The following is a 16,165-nucleotide window of genomic DNA, read 5'->3' as shown; positions in this document are numbered from 1 at the left end:
GTGGCAGAATCCGGCAAGATCGACCCGATGCACCAGTTCACGATCGAGCCGCTGTTCGGCACCGGTCACTGGTCGCTGGGCGGTTACAATATCGCCTTTACCAACAGTGCGCTGTGGATGGTGCTCACGGCTGTCGTCCTGTGGGCCTTCGTCGCGCTCGGCATGAAGCGTCAGCTCGTGCCCGGCCGCTGGCAGATGGCCGTTGAGACGATGACCGGCTTCATCGACAATCTGCTGACCGCGAATGTCGGTCCTGCGGGCAAGACCTACGTGCCCTACGTGTTCTCGCTCTTCATGTTCATTCTGGTGGCGAACCTGCTGGGCCTTCTCCCGCTTGGTCTCGTCGGCAGCCATGCCTTCACCTTTACCAGCCATTTCACCGCGACGGGCGTGCTGGCGATCCTGTCCTTCTCTATCGTGCTGATCGTCGGTTTCTGGAAGCATGGTCTCCATTTCTTCTCGCTGTTCGTGCCGCACGGCACGCCGGCCTGGCTGCTTCCGCTCATTCCGCTGATCGAGCTGGTGTCCTTCATGGTGCGCCCCTTCAGCCTTGGCCTGCGACTGTTCGTGGCGATGATGGCGGGCCACATCCTGCTTGAGGTGCTCTCCAGCTTCATCATCAACAGCGCCAATGCCGGTCCCGGCTGGGGTGCGCTGATTGGTCTGCCGAGCTTCCTGCTCATGATCGGCATCAGTGGCCTTGAGCTGCTGGTCGCGGTTATCCAGGCTTATGTGTTCGCGCTTTTGACGTCGCTTTACATCAACGACGCCGTCAATCTGCACTGACTGTTTTATCCAACATTATCATAGAGTTTAGAAAAGGAGTTATCATCATGGACGCAGAAGCTGCAAAGCTCATCGGTGCTGGTCTCGCTGCAATCGGCGCTGGTATGGCCGCGCTGGGCGTGGGCAATGTCTTCGGCTCGTTCCTTGAGAGCGCGCTGCGCAATCCGGGTGCGGCTGACGGTCAGCAGGGCCGTCTCTTCATCGGCTTCGCGGCCGCCGAGCTTCTCGGTCTGCTCGCGTTCGTCGTGTCGATGATCCTGATTTTCGTCGCCTAATAGCGACACATCATTCGGCCTGAGCCCGCCGAAAGGCTGACGCTGGCGTCAGTCCCGGCAGGCTCGGTCCGGACGATCGAGTAAACGGAAGCTCCATGCCTCAAATCGCGCAACTTGCCGAAGTCTGGTCGTCTCAGATCTTCTGGATGCTGGTGACGTTCGGCTTCGTCTTCTTCGTCATCGGCCTTGGCATGGTGCCAAAAGTCCAGTCGACCGTGGACATGCGGGATCAGAAGATCGCGGGTGATCTCGCGGCGGCCAAGGCCACTTTCGAAGGCGCCGACGCGCTGGAAGAACAGTGGCGTGCCCGAGAGAATGAGGCGCGGAGTACGGCGCAGACGCTTATGGCCGAGGCCAAGGCGAAGGCCGCCAAGCAGCGTGAGGATGCGCTGGCAAAAGCGGATTCGGCGATTGCAACCGAGATTGCCAGTGCGGAGGCTGAAATTGCAGCCGCTCGTACCAAGGCGATGGGTGAGATCGAGGCTGTCGCGGCGGACGCCGCGTCCGAAATGGTGCTGCGCGTTGCGGGCACAAGCGTTACCCCTGCGGCGGCGCTTCAGGCAGTGAAGGCAGCGATCAATGGCTAATAGCGAACATCTGAGCCCCGGTTCTGCCGAAGTGGCGCAGAACCTTGCCAATGCCGATCATACGCAGGCGCTCGTCGCGCATGGCGCAGAGACGCATGGGGAACTGGCATTCATGGGGCTTGGCCCGGGCCAGTTCGTCAGCCTAGCCATGGCGGTTTTCATTCTCATTCTGCTGATCAAGAAGGTGCCCTCGCTCATCGGCAAGGGGCTGGACAGCAAGATTGCCCAAATCCGCGAACAGCTTGACGAGGCCTCGCGGCTTCGCGCCGAGGCGGAAGCGCTTAAGGCCGAGTATCAGGCAAAGATCGCGTCCGCTGAGAAAGACGCTGCCGCGATGCGTGCAAGCGCCGAGGAAGAAGCCAAGCAGCTTCTCGTCGATGCCGGGACGGAGGCGACCGCGCTGGTCGCTCGCCGTAAGAAGATGGCCGAGGAGAAGATCGCAGCGGCCGAGCGTGCCGCCGTTGCCGATGTGCGGGCACGTGCAGCCTCTGCCGCGACGGCTGCCGCTGCCGCGCTCATTACCCAGCATCACGATGCAAAGGCCGACCAGAGCCTGGTTGATGCGGTGATCGCCAAGGTGGGCACCGCGCACTGAGCCTTCTCCATTGGAGACGGCAAGAGCCGGCTGGAGTGATCCGGCCGGTTTTTTCTTTTGTGCAGGATGCAATCTCTGCGCAGTCGCCTGCTCATCCAGCACTGGCACCGCACGGGGTTAGATATTATGTGTGTTGCGATGCAGCATAAATCCTCACGCTCTCCCATTCATCCCGGCTGGGTGATGTTCGCGCTCGCCATGGGCGGCTTCGCCATCGGCACGGCTGAATTCGCGGTGATGAGCCTCTTGCCCTATTTCTCGGCAGGGCTGGGTATCGATGCCCCGACAGCCGGGCATGTCATCAGCGCCTATGCGCTCGGCGTCGTTGTCGGCGCGCCGCTTCTCGCGGTGATGGGGGCGAAGTTCCCTCGGAAGCATCTGCTCATCGGTCTGATGGCAGTGTTTGCCCTTGCCAATGGCCTCAGCGCGCTCGCGCCCACCTATCACTGGATGCTGTTCTTCCGCTTCCTGAGTGGCCTGCCGCATGGCGCCTATTTTGGGGTCGCGTCGCTCCTCGCCGCCTCACTCGTCCCGCCGGACAAGCGCGCGCAGGCTGTCGCCCGCGTGCTGACCGGGCTGACGATCGCCACGATTATCGGCGTGCCGCTCGCCAACTGGCTGGGCTATGCGGTGGGCTGGCGCTGGGCCTTCGGCGTCGTCGCCGTGCTTGCAGCCACCACGGCCTTGCTTGTCTGGCGGTTCGCGCCGCTCGACAGACCGGCCGAGGGAGCAGGCCCGCTGCGAGAACTCGGCGCATTGAAGCGCAGGCAGGTTTGGCTCACGCTCAGCGTCGGTGCCATCGGCTTTGGCGGTATGTTCGCGGTATACACTTATGTCGCATCGACCATGCTGGAAGTCACTCATGTCTCCGCCACGCTCGTTCCGCTCGTGCTGGCCATCTTCGGCGTTGGGCTCACATTGGGCAATCTTGGTGCGGCCTGGGCAGCGGATCGTGCGCTCATTCCAACAGCGGCAGGCCTGCTTGTCTGGAGTGCCGCCGCGCTGCTGTTTTACTGGCTAGGCGCGGGGCAGATCGTCACCTTATCGCTGGCTATCTTCCTCGTGGGATGTGGCGGCGGGCTGGGCGCCGTTCTCCAGACTCGCCTCATGGACGTGGCGGGAGACGCGCAGACGCTGGCAGCCGCATTGCATCACAGCGCCTTCAATCTCGCCAATGCGCTGGGGCCGTGGCTCGGTGGCCTCGCCATCGCGGCCGGCTATGGCTGGGCCTCGACAGGCTGGGTGGGCGCACTGCTCGCGCTGGGCGGTCTGGTGATGCTGGGCATCGCGGTGCTGGATGACCGGCGCCGGGCCGTTGCGCTGGCGGCCTGCTGATCCCACTTTGTTTTGCGCCGGTGAGGCCCTATCTCGCGGCCATGTCTTCCCACGGCAATAATGGTCCTTCCGCGCCGGATCGCTTCAATGAGGAGCGCGCGGCCTACACGGTGCGTGGCTCCGGCGCGCCGGATATCGAGGCAGGCGTCGCCGCGATCCGTGCGACTCTTGCGACATTGCCTACCCGGCCCGGCGTCTACCGTATGCTCGATGCGCGGGGCGACGTGCTTTACGTGGGCAAGGCGCGGGCACTGCGCAATCGGGTGACCAACTACACGCAGGTCGAGCGTTTGCCTGCCCGCCTGCAGCGCATGGTCGCGCAGACCCGCTCCATGACGATCGTGACGACGCAGAGCGAGGCCGAGGCGCTGCTGCTGGAGGCGCAATTCATCAAGCGCTTCCGTCCGCCTTACAACGTGCTGCTGCGCGACGATAAAAGCTTCCCGTTCATCCTGCTGCGGGAGGATCACGCTTTTCCGCGCATCCAGAAGCATCGCGGTGCGCAGAAGATTCAGGGGCGCTATTATGGCCCGTTCGCCAGCGCCGGATCGGTCACGCGCACGATCAATGCATTGCAGAAGCTCTTTCTGCTGCGCTCCTGCACGGACAGTTTCTTCGCCAATCGCTCCCGGCCTTGCCTGCTCTATCAAATCAAGCGCTGCTCTGCGCCATGTGTAGGGCGCATCGGCGAGGATGCATATGCCGAGCTTGTCGGAGACGCGCAGGATTTTCTGGGCGGCAAGTCCACGAAGGTTCAGGCCAAGCTCGGCGCGCAGATGCAGGCGGCGGCGGAGGCCATGGATTTCGAGATGGCCGCCGTCTACCGCGACCGGCTGAAGGCGCTCACTTTCATTCAGGGCAGTCAGGCGATCAACGCCGAGGGGCTGGGCGATGCGGACATCTTCGCGCTGGCGGGGAAGGGCGGGGGCATGTGCATCCAGGCCTTCTTCATCCGAGGCGGGCAGAACTGGGGGCATCGCAGCTTCTTCCCGGTCCATACGCACGATGTGAGCGAGGATGAGGTGCTCACGCAGTTCATGGCGCAGTTCTACGAGGAAGTGCCGCCGGCCCGGCTGGTGCTGGCCGATCGCGAGCCCGCCGAGAGCGCGCTGCTGGCGCAGGCGCTCAGCGAGCAGGCGGGGCGCAAGGTCCGCATCGAGGTGCCTCAGCGCGGCGAGCGGATGAAGCTCATCCGGCAGGCGCAGCGCAACGCGATCGAGGCGCTGGAACGCCGTCAGGCCGAATCCACTGCGCAAGGGCAGATCCTCACGGAGATGGCCGATCTCTTCGGACTGGACGGCCCGCCGGACCGCATCGAGATTTACGATAACAGCCATATCCAGGGCACCAATGCGCTGGGGGCGATGGTGGTCGCGGGGCCGGAAGGATTCCGCAAGTCCGCCTATCGCAAGTTCAACATCAAGCGCGCCGAGACCATAGCGGGCGACGATTTCGGCATGATGCGCGAGGTTTTTGAGCGGCGCTTCGCTCGCGCCGAAAGCGAAGATCCCGAACGCGAGTCAGGCGAATGGCCCGATCTTGTCCTCGTCGATGGCGGACGGGGCCAGCTCAATGCCGCCCGCGCGGTGCTGGAGACCATGGGGATCGAGGATGTCTGCATGATCGGTATCGCCAAGGGGCCGCATCATGGCCGGGAGGGCCGCGAGGTGTTTCACCTCATGGATGGGCGGGAAATTACGCTCCCGCTCAATCATCCGGTGCTGTTCTATCTCCAGCGCCTGCGGGACGAGGCGCATCGGTTCGCCATCGGCGCCCACCGGCAGAAGCGGGCGAAAGCGCTCACGGTCAGCTCGCTGGACGAAGTGCCGGGTATTGGTCCTGCGCGCAAGAAAGCGCTGCTCATGCATTTCGGCACGGCCAAGGCCGTGCGCAACGCCAGTCTTGATGATCTCCAGCGCGCGCCGGGCGTCTCCTCCGCTGTGGCGCAGACGGTCTACGATTATTTCCACGGTTGAAAGAACAGCGGTTCAGGGCGCGGTTGCCTCGCGCATCAGGCCGCCCAGCCAGCCTGCGAAGAGCTGGACCCGTCGCGAGAGATGCTGGCGATGTGGGTAGAGCAATGTCATCGGCATGGGTTCGGGGCGATGATCGGGCATCAGGTCTACCAGTCGGCCAGCGAGCATATCGGCCTTCACGTCATAGGCGGGAATCTGGATCATGCCGAGGCCCGCAAGGCAGCAAGCGATGTATGCCTCTGCGCTGTTCACGGTAACGCGACCGGGTAGTGGCATCGTGTGGACCTGGTCCCCCTCCACCCATTCCCAGTCTTCGACGCGGCCTGTCGAGGGAGAGGCATAGAGCACCGCTTCGTGGCCGGCCAGATCTTCGGGAGAGAGGGGTATGCCATGTCGCGCCAGATAATCCGGACTGGCAACGTTGATGAGCGGCAAGTCGCCTACCGATTGCGCGATCAGCCCTGAATCGCTGAGCGTCCCGACCCGCAGCGCGCAATCTACACGATCCTCGACCATATTGACGGCCCTGTCCGTCACGCCCAGCGTCACCGAGATGCCGGGATGTCGTGCAAGAAAGTCGGGGAGGGCGGGCGCGACGATGAGGCGTCCAATCCGCCCCGGCACATCGACTCGAATATGCCCGGCCGCCTGTTCGTCCGAGTGCCGGAACAAGCCCTCTGCGTCCTCTACATCCGCGATCAGCCGCTTGCAGCGCTCGTAAAAGGCGGTGCCGTCGTGGGTGGGCGCAACGCGGCGCGTGGTGCGGTGGAGCAGGCGCGTGCCCACCCGTGCCTCTAGCGTCTGGATCGCGGCGGAGACGGAAGAGCGAGGCAGAGCCAGCGTGTCCGCCGCCCGCGTGAAGCTCGCGCAATCGACGACCCGAACGAAGATGCGGAAGAGGTCTATCCGGTCCATTGTTCTCACTATCTGACAAGTGAAATCAAATTTCACCAGTTTATCGCACTGTGCTGGATAGTAGAGTGCCGGTCAGTGGCAGTGCACTCGCATTGCGACGAGTCATGAAGGAGATTCACATGGCCGATCACAGCATCAAGGGTAAGACCGTTCTCGTCGCGGGCGGCGGCAAGAATCTCGGCGGCCTCATCGCCACGGACTTTGCCGCCAAGGGCGCGAAGGCGGTCGCTATCCATTATAACAGTCCGTCGAGCGCTGCAGAGGCGGAAAAGACCGTCGCGGCAATCAAGGCGCTGGGTGTCGATGGCTTCGCCTTTCAGGCTGATCTCACGACCGCTGCTGCGGTGACAAAGCTCTTTGCCGACGCGCTCGCGGCGATGGGCAGCATCGATATTGCGATCAACACTGTCGGCAAGGTGCTCAAGAAGCCGATGGTCGAGATCAGCGAGGCAGAGTTCGATGAGATGAGCGCGGTGAACTCGAAGAGCGCCTTCTTCTTCCTCAAGGAAGCGGGCAAGGCGGTGAGCGATAATGGCAAGGTCTGCACGCTGGTGACCTCGCTATTGGGCGCTTACACGCCGTTCTATTCCAGCTATGCGGGGACCAAGGCGCCTGTCGAGCATTATACGCGGGCGGCCTCCAAGGAGTTCGGCGAGCGCGGAATTTCGGTGACGGCGATCGGCCCCGGCCCGATGGACACGCCCTTCTTCTATCCGGCGGAAGGCCCGGAAGCGGTTGCCTATCACAAGACGGCGGCGGCGCTCTCGCCGTTCACCCCCACCGGCCTTACTCATATCGAGGATATCGTGCCGTGGGTCCGTTTTCTCGTGACGGACGGCTGGTGGATGACCGGGCAGACAATCCTCGTCAATGGCGGTTACACGACGAAGTGACGCGCAGAAGAGGCCCGTGATCGCTCCCGATCACGAGCCTCCTCGCTTTCTTCTCGCGGTCAGGCGGCTTCGGCGGCCTGCGCCGGAACCTCCACGCTGTTGCGGATCAGATGATCGAAGGCGGAGAGCGCGGCTTTCGAACCCTCGCCCATTGCGATGACGATCTGCTTGTAGGGTACGGTCGTCACGTCGCCGGCCGCGAAGATGCCCGGCTGGCTCGTCGCGCCGCGCGCATCCACCTCGATCTCGCCGCGCGGACTGAGCGCCACGGCGTCCTTCAGCCATTCGCTGTTTGGGATGAGCCCAATCTGCACGAAAATGCCTTCCAGCTCGATCTGGTGCTCCGTGCCATGGTTGCGGTCCTTGTAGATCAGGCCCGTCACCTTGTCGCCGTCGCCCAGCACTTCGCTGGTCAGCGCGGATGTGATGACCTTCACATTTGGCAGGCTGTAGAGCTTGGCCTGCAGCACGGCGTCCGCACGCAGCTGGCTGTCATACTCGATCAGCGTGACATGGGCGACGATCCCGGCGAGGTCGATCGCCGCTTCCACGCCGGAGTTGCCGCCGCCGATTACGGCCGTGCGCTTGCCCTTGAAGAGCGGGCCGTCGCAGTGCGGGCAATAGGCCACGCCCTTGTTGCGATATTCGTCTTCGCCCGGCACCCCCATCTGCCGCCAGCGCGCACCCGTGGAGAGGATGACCGTGCGGGCCTTCAGGTTCGCCCCGCTCGCCAGCTTCACCTCGTGATAGCCGTTGGCGCCGCCGGGGATCAGCATCTCCGCCGCCTGCACATTCATGATGTCGACGTCATAGTCCTTCACATGGCTCTCCAGATGCGCGGCGAGCTTCGGCCCTTCGGTGTGCGGCACGGAGATGAAGTTCTCGATGGCCATGGTGTCGAGCACCTGCCCGCCGAAACGCTCGGCGACGACACCCGTGCGAATGCCCTTGCGCGCGGCATAGATCGCGGCGGCCGCACCGGCGGGGCCACCGCCCACGACCAGCACGTCGAACGGCTCCTTGGCGGCGATCTTCTCGGCAGCGCGAGCGACCGCGCCGCTGTCCAGCTTCGCCATGATCTGCGCCAGATCCATGCGGCCCTGGCCGAAGGGCTCGCCGTTCAGATAGACGGTCGGCACTGCCATCACCTTGCGCGCCTCGACTTCCTGCTGGAACAGCGCTCCGTCGATCGCCGTATGCGTCACGCCCGGGTTGAGCGCCGCCATCATGTTCAGCGCCTGCACGACGTCCGGGCAGTTCTGGCAGGTGAGCGAGAAGAAGGTCTCGAAGTGATAGTCGCCTTCCAGCGCGCGCACGGCATCGAGCAGTTCGGCGTCTTCCTTGGGGGGATGACCGCCGACATGGAGCAGCGCCAGCACCAGAGAGGTGAACTCATGGCCCATCGGCAGGCCCGCGAACACGGCCTCAGCCTTCCCGCCATCCGCGCGGATCGCGAACGAAGGCCGACGGGCGTCCGTGCCGTCGAACCGCGCGCTCACCTTGTCGGAAGCCGCCGCGATCTCTTCGACAAGCTGGCGCATATCCGCCGACTTGGGGTCGTCGCCCAGGCTCGCGACCAGTTCGATCGGCCGGCGCAGATTGCCGAGATAGGTCTTCAGCTGGGTGGTCGTGGCGGCATCAAGCATGGTCATGTCTCGCGGGCGTCAGGCGCCAGTCGCGAAGCAAAGCTGCCTCGCGTCGGTCGCGCTGATGAAGGTTGCGGAAGGGGTGCCGGGCGACGTGTGGGAGGGGCGCCGCCCGGCCAGACCGGAGCCGCAAAGGGGGAGCGGCTCCGACAGAGGTAAAATTAAGGTCAGATCTTGCCGACAAGGTCGATGGAGGGCGCGAGCGTCTCGCCACCTTCCTCCCACTTGGCGGGGCAGACCTCGCCGGGGTGGGCACGCACGTAGACGGCAGCCTTGATCTTGCGGACCAGTTCCTCGGCATTGCGGCCGACGCCCTCGGATGTGATCTCCATCACCTGGATCACACCATCGGGATCGACAACGAACGTGGCACGGTCGGCAAGGCCCACGCCGTCACGCAGCACGCCGAAGTTGTTGGCGATGGTGTGATTCTGGTCGCCCAGCATGTGGTAGTTGATCTTTCCGATCGCCGGCGAGCTGTCGTGCCATGCCTTGTGGCTGAAGTGCGTGTCGGTCGAGACCGAATAGACTTCGACGCCCAGACCCTTCAGCGTCTCATACTGGTCGGCAAGGTCTTCCAGCTCCGTCGGGCAAACGAAGGTGAAGTCGGCGGGGTAGAAAAAGAACACCGCCCATTTGCCGGCCGTATCGGTGTCGCTCACCTCCACGAATTTGCCCTGATAGTAGGACTGCGTAGTGAAGGGTTTGATCTTGCTTCCGATAATGCCCATGAGAGGGTGGCTCCTTTGCCGTTGGGTTGAAACTGGTAGAGGCGAGATAGTGCGTCGCCACTGATTAATCCAACAGGTTTAACTGCGGACATTGATCGTATTGCTCGATCAATGCCGTCTGGACTGATCGCCTTATCGATTGCAGTCGGTGCCGCACGCTCGATACCGATCAGCCGTTCAGTTCCTCCGCAAGCGCGTCAACGCTGACACCCACTTTATCCACGGCTGAGCGAAGCCGATCTTCCGAAACTCCAAACCGGTTCGTCCAGTATTGGACTTCATAGTCCTCGGTCAGATTGACCCGCGTCGCATCCCGCGGGCCGCGATCGTTCCTGTTATCGCTCATAGGGCTTCTCCTTTCCGATCCGCTGCTCCACCGGCCTTTCACGAAGCTGCGTGACGTCCTTCGCCAAACTCATCCACGATCTTCGCGCAAAAGGCGGGGAGGTCGTCGGGGTTCCGGCTCGTCACGAGGCCTTCGTCAACGATCACTTCCTCGTCGAGCCAATTTCCGCCGGCATTCTCGATGTCGGTCTGCAGCGTCAGATAAGATGTCAGAGACCGGTCATCGAGGACATCGGCCTCCACCAGCAACCAGGGGCCGTGGCAGATCGCGCCGACCGGCTTCTTCTGGTCGAAGAACGCCTCGACGAAGTTTATCACATCGCCGTTTCCCCGCAGCGTGTCCGCACCAACCGTGCCTCCCGGAATGATGAGCCCATCGAATTGCTCTGCAGAAACCTGATCGATGGTCATGTCGACGGCATAGCTGCCTCCCGGATCGAGATCGCTGTTGTTCGTGCGCGCTTCGCCCGGCTCCAGTCCTATGACGGTCACTTCCGCTCCGGCGTCCTGCACGGCCTGCCGTGGCTGTACGAATTCGGGTTCTTCTGTGCCGCGCGGCGCGATGAGGATGGCGATCTTCTTTCCGTCGAGTGTCATGGTCGGGGCCTTTCAGGGCGTTTGCGAGAGCTTGGGAGGGGTGCCCAATGCGGGCTGCATAGCCATGCAAGCGAACTGATCTGTTACAGGTTCCGGGGAATGGGACGGGGTGTCGGCGGATGCGACGGACGGAGCCGTTTGACAGGCGACCGGCTCATCGCAATGCCAATGGTTGAACCCTGCTCCCTTCCGCGCTAAGGGGCGCCTTTCCCAGAGACGGAACCGATTTTCCCGATGCTCTTCACCTTTCTTCTTGTCGTCCAGGCTATCGTCGCTGCGGCGCTGGTCACGGTCATCCTGATGCAGCGCTCGGAGGGCGGTGGCCTTACCGGTGGCGGCAGCCCGGCGAGCTTCATGTCGGCGCGGGGCGCTGCCGATTTCCTGACGCGGGCGACTTCGATTCTCGCGACGATCTTCGTCGGTCTCAGCATCGTCCTTGCCGTCATCGCGGCGACCCAGCATCGTGCAGCGGCCATCGACACCTCGCTGGTCGGCAATGCAGCGAGCGTGAACGCTCCTGCGGCTCCGGCCCCTGCGCCGGATCTGCTTGGCAATGGCGCGGCCGGGCAGGGTGCCCCTGCGGCACCGGCTAACGCGGCCTCGAACAGCGCAGTGCCGCTCGCCAACTGACCGGCGTCACAGGACAGCCTTACCGCTGTCCTACACTGCTTTCGTTATGCATGTGTTCGTTGCGCGGCGGCCTTGGGTCGCCACGCTTACGTTCGTTTTTTTGCTCTAAGGACTAGAACCTTTAGAACCTTTGGCGGGATTTTCGTTCTCGTGCCGTCATGAGGATTCATTTTTTTCGCGCAGCAAGGAGTTGTCCGCTTGCCCTTTTGTCCTCCCTCCGCGTAAGCGTCTTCTCCCATGGCGCGGTTCATCTTCATCACCGGCGGCGTGGTCTCATCGCTTGGCAAAGGCCTCATGGCCGCCTCGCTCGCCGCGCTCCTTCAGGCACGCGGCTACCGAGTCCGCATCCGCAAGTTCGATCCCTATCTGAACGTCGATCCCGGCACGATGTCGCCTTACCAGCATGGCGAGGTCTATGTGACGGACGACGGGGCAGAGACCGATCTCGATCTCGGCCATTATGAGCGCTTTACCGGCGTTTCGGCCCGTCAGGCGGATAACGTCACGTCCGGGCGCATCTATCAGCAGATCATTCAGCGCGAGCGACGCGGGGACTATCTCGGCGCGACCGTGCAGGTCGTCCCGCATGTGACGGATGCGATCAAGGCGTTCGCGCTCGCCGAGACGGACGATCTCGATTTCGTTCTGTGCGAGATTGGCGGCACTGTGGGCGACATCGAGTCACTGCCATTTATCGAGGCAATCCGTCAGCTGCGCAATGAATTGGGGCGTGGCCAGTCCGTCAGCATCCATGTGACGTTAGTGCCCTATATCTCGGCGGCAGGTGAATTGAAGACCAAGCCCACTCAGCATAGCGTGCGGGAGCTTGCGGCGCTTGGCGTCGCTCCGGACGTGTTGGTCTGCCGCTGCGAGAAGCCGCTGCCGGACGGCGAGCGCGCGAAGATCGGGCTCTTCTGCAACGTCCCCAAGGAAGCGGTCATTCCCGCGCTGGATGCGGACAGCATTTACGCCGTGCCTGCGCAATATCATGCCGAAGGGCTGGACGACGAAGTGCTGCGCGCTTTCGGCATCGAGCCGCGCGGCGAGCCGGATCTCGAGCGCTGGCTCGACATCATGGATCGGTTGCAGAACCCGGAAGGTGAAGTGACGGTCGGCGTGGTCGGCAAATATGTCGGTCTGCCAGACGCGTATAAGTCGCTCAACGAAGCGCTCGTGCACGGCGGCATTGCCAATCGCGTGAAGGTCAACATCGACTGGATCGACGCGGAGCTGTTCGAGAATGAGGACGAGAGCGAGATCGCGGCGCGGCTTGAGCCGTGCCATGCCATTCTCGTTCCCGGCGCCTTCGGCCATCGCGGCGCGGAAGGGAAGATCGCGAGCGTGCGCTTCGCCCGCGAGCGCGAGATCCCCTATTTCGGCATCTGCTTCGGTATGCAGATGGCCTGTATCGAAGGCGCGCGGAATCTCGGCGGCGTGGCGAATGCCTCGTCCACCGAGTTCGGCCATACAGACGAGCCAGTCGTCGGCATCATCACCGAGTGGATGAGCGCGGAAGGCATCCAGAAGCGCGAATCGGGTGGCGACCTTGGCGGCACGATGCGGCTCGGCGCTTATGAGGCCAAGCTCACCGGCAACAGCGTGGTTTCCTCCATTTACGGCACCACGAGCATCAGCGAGCGGCACCGCCACCGCTATGAGGTCAATACGGGCTATCGCGCCATGCTGGAGGACGGTGGCCTCGTTTTTTCGGGCATGTCGCCGGATGGCATGTTGCCCGAGATCGTCGAGCGGCCCGACCATCCGTGGTTCGTGGGCGTGCAGTTCCACCCGGAGCTCAAGTCAAAGCCGTTCGATCCGCACCCGCTGTTCGCCAGCTTCATCGCTGCGGCGCTTCGGCAGAGCCGGCTGGTTTGACATACGGAAAAGGGCGCCCGGGTTTCCCCGGACGCCCCCGTTCTCTCGACTGGTTTGAGAGACTGGTTCGGCGATCAGGCGGCGTTCTTGTCCGCCCGGTCACCTGATTCGAGTTCCACCACGGCGCCCTTGCCGTTGATGGCGATCTTGCGCGGCTTCATTGCGTCGGGCACCTCACGGATGAGGGAGACGACGAGCAGGCCATCGGCAAGTTCGGCATTCTCGACGCGGACAAAGTCGGCCAGCTCGAACCGGCGCTCGAAGCTCCGGTTGGCGATGCCGAGGTGGAGGAACTTGGCGCGATCGTCCTGCGAGGTCTCGTCCTTGCGGCCGGTGATATGCAGGAGGTTCTGCTGCGCAGTGATGTCGATCTCGTCGGTCTTGAAGCCGGCAACCGCCAGCGTGACGCGATATCGATCCTGGTCGATGCGCTCGATGTTGAAAGGAGGGTAGTTGTCCTGCTGAAGGCGAGCGCTGCTCTCGATGAAATCGAAGATGCGGTCAAAGCCGACAGTGGAGCGACGATAAGGAGTGAGATCAAAGCTTCGCATGGTTCAAATCCTCAAATGAGCGAGTTGATGTGCGATGCCGGACCCATTTGGCGTCCGGTCATCATCCGGCCCCGTCTTGGCGACCGGATGGAAAAGAGATGGGACGGAGGAAAAGGCTTTCAAGAGGATCGGCGCATGATTTGTCGCAGCCTCAAACACTAAGCGCCCAGACTGTTGCCAGTCCGGGCGCCCGTGGACGATCAATCGTCTCCCCCTTTGGTTGGCGGCTCCACGCGCTTCCTTAGCCCCCTCAAGCTTGGAAGCGGGAGCCACCTCCCTGAACCACGGCCATGTTGTGACGAACCTGTGCTTCGAGATTGAGAGCTATGCGACTCTTCGCCGTCTGTCATCGGTCAAGTACAGGCGCGCGCAGTTTCGGTCGCTCCTGTGCCAAATTCGCAACAGACTCTTGATGCTGTTTGCCGGCGCAAATGCTTGCCTCGCCCAGTGGCGCACCATAGGGAGGCTAGGTCGTCATCGGAAAGCCATCTGCCTTCATGATCCTCTCCACCTATGAACAGATGGTCGCCCGCCGGTATCTGCTGCCGGGCAAAGGGGAGGGGTTCATCTTCCTCGTCGCCACGATCAGCCTCGTCGCAGTCATGCTGGGTGTCGCCGCGCTGATCGTCGTTATGAGCGTGATGAACGGCTTCCGGGCCGAACTGTTCGACAAGATCGTGGGCCTGAATGGCCATGCAGTCGTGCAGGGCTATGGCGGCCGGCTGGCCGACTGGCGTCAGATCGTCGAGACGGCCCGCAAGACGCCCGGCGTCACCAGTGCCACGCCGCTCATCGAGCAGCCCCTCCTCGCCACACATGAGGGGCGGGTAGAAGCGGCGCTGGTGCGCGGCATGAACGAGGCGGACATTCGCGACAATCCCTCGCTCAAGACGAAGGTGGTGGCGGGTTCGCTCGCCGCCATCCGCGCCGGAAGCGGCAAAGTGGCGATCGGATCGCGTCTGGCCGATCAGCTGGGGGTCGGCGTCGGCGGCACGATCAGCATCATCAATCCTGCGGGCCGGTCCACGCCTTTCGGCACTGTGCCGCGCCAGCTTCCCTATGAGATCGGCGCGATCTTCGAGATCGGCGTCTATGATTATGACAAGGCGTTCGTCGTTATGCCGATGAAGGACGCGCAGACCCTGCTGCTTCTCGGCGATCAGGTCGGCATGATCGAAGTGAAGACGCAGGATCCGGATCGCGTGGAAAAAATACTCGATCCGCTCGCCAAAGCTGTTGTGGACAAGGCGACCGTCATCGACTGGCGGCAGATGAATGCCTCGCTTTTCGAAGCACTCCAGGTGGATCGGGTGGTGTCCTTCGTCATTCTGTCGCTCATCATTCTGGTCGCGGTGTTCAACATATTGTCGTCTCTTATCATGCTCGTCCGTGCAAAGACCCGCGATATCGCGATCTTGCGAACCATGGGGGCGACCCGTGCGAGCCTGCTCAGGATTTTCGTGACCGTGGGCCTCTCAATTGGGACGCTTGGGACTCTGGCCGGGCTGGCTCTCGGGTCTGTTCTGCTCTATTTCAGGCAGGGCATGCTGGACCTCATCCAGTTGCTAACCGGGCAGAATATCTGGGATCCCTCGATCCGTTTCCTGACGGAGCTGCCCTCTAAGCCTGATCCGGTGGAGATCGGGGTCATCTGCTTCATGGCGATCGGCTTCAGTTTCCTCGCGACGCTTTATCCCGCGCTCAAGGCTGCCAATACCGATCCGGTCGAGGTGCTGCGCTATGAGTGAGGCAGTCCTTGAAACGCGCGGTCTCGCCCGCAGCTTCACGCAGGGGGACGTGACCATTGAGGTCCTTCGCGGTGTCGATCTTACGGTTCATGCCGGAGAGATCGTTGCCCTCCTCGGACCGTCCGGCAGCGGAAAATCGACGCTACTTCAGGCGGTCGGCCTTCTGGAGGGCGGCTTTTCCGGGTCGATCCGTTTGGGCGGGCAGGAAGTCGCGTCGCTTTCCAATGATGGGCGGACGGCGCTGCGGCGGGAGAAGCTGGGTTTCGTCTACCAGTTTCATCATCTGCTTCCCGATTTCAACGCGATCGAGAATGTGGCGTTGCCGCAACTCATTCATGGCGCAACGCCAGAAGAAGCGCGGGAGCGGGCTGCTTCGCTCCTGTCCTCGCTCGGTCTTGCGCAGCGGCTCGACCACAAGCCCAGCCGGCTTTCCGGGGGCGAGCAGCAGCGTGTCGCGGTTGCCCGTGCTCTGGCTAATCGCCCGGCGCTCGTGCTGGCGGACGAACCCACCGGCAATCTCGATGAGCGCACGGCGGATGTCGTGTTCGACGAATTCATGCACCTCGTGCGTGGGCAGGGATCCGCCGCGCTGATCGCTACGCATAATGAGCGGCTGGCAGCGCGGATGGATCGTGTCGTGCGCCTTCATGACGGTGGCCTGGTGCCGGTCACCTGAAGGC

At 62.9% G+C, this 16,165-nt stretch carries 17 protein-coding genes; 11 read left to right on the top strand and 6 right to left on the bottom strand.

The genetic code is table 11. From position 1 onward, the window contains the following. The 6 genes from ACNAOH_RS04260 (at position 1) to uvrC (ending at position 5,554) form a co-directional block, all read left to right on the top strand. Complete coding sequence (locus tag ACNAOH_RS04260; RefSeq protein ID WP_443971526.1) at positions 1–786, top strand: F0F1 ATP synthase subunit A; 786 nt, start codon at positions 1–3, stop codon at positions 784–786. Positions 787–833: 47 nt separating this feature from the next. Beyond that, complete coding sequence (locus tag ACNAOH_RS04255; RefSeq protein WP_214621556.1) at positions 834–1,061, top strand: F0F1 ATP synthase subunit C; 228 nt, start codon at positions 834–836, stop codon at positions 1,059–1,061. A gap of 95 nt (positions 1,062–1,156) precedes the next feature. Then, a complete protein-coding gene (locus ACNAOH_RS04250) occupies positions 1,157–1,648 on the top strand; it encodes a F0F1 ATP synthase subunit B family protein (RefSeq protein WP_443971525.1) in 492 nt (163 codons plus the stop codon). Further along, on the top strand, positions 1,641–2,243 hold the full coding sequence (locus ACNAOH_RS04245; protein ID WP_443971524.1) for a F0F1 ATP synthase subunit B family protein: 603 nt from the start codon (positions 1,641–1,643) through the stop codon (positions 2,241–2,243). Before ACNAOH_RS04250 ends, ACNAOH_RS04245 begins: the two co-directional genes overlap by 8 nt. Positions 2,244–2,381: 138 nt before the next feature. Further along, entirely contained in the window at positions 2,382–3,578 is a 1,197-nt protein-coding gene (locus ACNAOH_RS04240; protein ID WP_443971523.1) for an MFS transporter, read from the top strand. A 41-nt stretch (positions 3,579–3,619) separates the two neighbouring features. Next, positions 3,620–5,554: an excinuclease ABC subunit UvrC gene (gene uvrC / locus ACNAOH_RS04235; protein ID WP_443971522.1), complete on the top strand. Its 1,935-nt coding sequence runs from the start codon at positions 3,620–3,622 to the stop codon at positions 5,552–5,554. A gap of 12 nt (positions 5,555–5,566) precedes the next feature. On the opposite strand, the gene ACNAOH_RS04230 is transcribed toward uvrC, so the two are convergent. Next, entirely contained in the window at positions 5,567–6,469 is a 903-nt protein-coding gene (locus ACNAOH_RS04230) for a LysR family transcriptional regulator (protein ID WP_443971521.1), read from the bottom strand. A gap of 119 nt (positions 6,470–6,588) precedes the next feature. On the opposite strand from ACNAOH_RS04230, the gene ACNAOH_RS04225 reads away from it, so the two are divergent. Further along, on the top strand, positions 6,589–7,362 hold the full coding sequence (locus ACNAOH_RS04225) for an SDR family oxidoreductase (RefSeq protein WP_443971520.1): 774 nt from the start codon (positions 6,589–6,591) through the stop codon (positions 7,360–7,362). 59 nt (positions 7,363–7,421) lie between these two features. Here the strand turns inward: ACNAOH_RS04225 and ahpF are convergent, their stop codons facing one another. The 4 genes from ahpF to ACNAOH_RS04205 all read right to left on the bottom strand — a co-directional run bounded on the left by ahpF (position 7,422) and on the right by ACNAOH_RS04205 (position 10,681). Then, the gene (gene ahpF, locus ACNAOH_RS04220) at positions 7,422–9,008 is read right to left on the bottom strand and encodes an alkyl hydroperoxide reductase subunit F (RefSeq protein ID WP_443972041.1); all 1,587 of its coding nucleotides are present in this window, start codon (positions 9,006–9,008) and stop codon (positions 7,422–7,424) included. A gap of 167 nt (positions 9,009–9,175) precedes the next feature. Next, positions 9,176–9,739, bottom strand: a complete 564-nt coding sequence (ahpC, locus tag ACNAOH_RS04215; RefSeq protein WP_443971519.1) for an alkyl hydroperoxide reductase subunit C — start codon at positions 9,737–9,739, stop codon at positions 9,176–9,178. 169 nt (positions 9,740–9,908) lie between these two features. Then, positions 9,909–10,085, bottom strand: a complete 177-nt coding sequence (locus ACNAOH_RS04210) for a DUF3606 domain-containing protein (protein WP_443971518.1) — start codon at positions 10,083–10,085, stop codon at positions 9,909–9,911. Between the two features lie 38 nt (positions 10,086–10,123). Continuing rightward, on the bottom strand, positions 10,124–10,681 hold the full coding sequence (locus ACNAOH_RS04205) for a type 1 glutamine amidotransferase domain-containing protein (protein ID WP_443971517.1): 558 nt from the start codon (positions 10,679–10,681) through the stop codon (positions 10,124–10,126). Between the two features lie 234 nt (positions 10,682–10,915). Here ACNAOH_RS04205 and secG point away from each other — a divergent pair, with 234 nt between their 5' ends. Both secG and ACNAOH_RS04195 read left to right on the top strand, forming a co-directional pair. Beyond that, on the top strand, positions 10,916–11,311 hold the full coding sequence (gene secG / locus ACNAOH_RS04200) for a preprotein translocase subunit SecG (RefSeq protein ID WP_443971516.1): 396 nt from the start codon (positions 10,916–10,918) through the stop codon (positions 11,309–11,311). A gap of 237 nt (positions 11,312–11,548) precedes the next feature. Further along, positions 11,549–13,186 (top strand): CTP synthase, encoded by a 1,638-nt coding sequence (locus tag ACNAOH_RS04195; RefSeq protein WP_443971515.1) that lies wholly within the window; start codon positions 11,549–11,551, stop codon positions 13,184–13,186. 74 nt (positions 13,187–13,260) lie between these two features. Here the strand turns inward: ACNAOH_RS04195 and ACNAOH_RS04190 are convergent, their stop codons facing one another. Beyond that, positions 13,261–13,737, bottom strand: coding sequence for an Hsp20 family protein (locus ACNAOH_RS04190; RefSeq protein ID WP_443971514.1), 477 nt, complete (start codon positions 13,735–13,737; stop codon positions 13,261–13,263). A 497-nt stretch (positions 13,738–14,234) separates the two neighbouring features. On the opposite strand from ACNAOH_RS04190, the gene ACNAOH_RS04185 reads away from it, so the two are divergent. Together ACNAOH_RS04185 and ACNAOH_RS04180 are read left to right on the top strand one after the other, a co-directional pair. After that, entirely contained in the window at positions 14,235–15,485 is a 1,251-nt protein-coding gene (locus ACNAOH_RS04185) for a lipoprotein-releasing ABC transporter permease subunit (protein ID WP_443971513.1), read from the top strand. After that, the gene (locus tag ACNAOH_RS04180) at positions 15,478–16,161 is read left to right on the top strand and encodes an ABC transporter ATP-binding protein (RefSeq protein ID WP_443971512.1); all 684 of its coding nucleotides are present in this window, start codon (positions 15,478–15,480) and stop codon (positions 16,159–16,161) included. Before ACNAOH_RS04185 ends, ACNAOH_RS04180 begins: the two co-directional genes overlap by 8 nt. Positions 16,162–16,165 lie beyond the last annotated feature (4 nt).

Origin of the sequence: Sphingobium sp. CR28 (assembly GCF_052327305.1) — a bacterium.
GTDB lineage: Bacteria > Pseudomonadota > Alphaproteobacteria > Sphingomonadales > Sphingomonadaceae > Sphingobium.
This window is presented reverse-complemented; position numbering and strand designations above follow the sequence as displayed.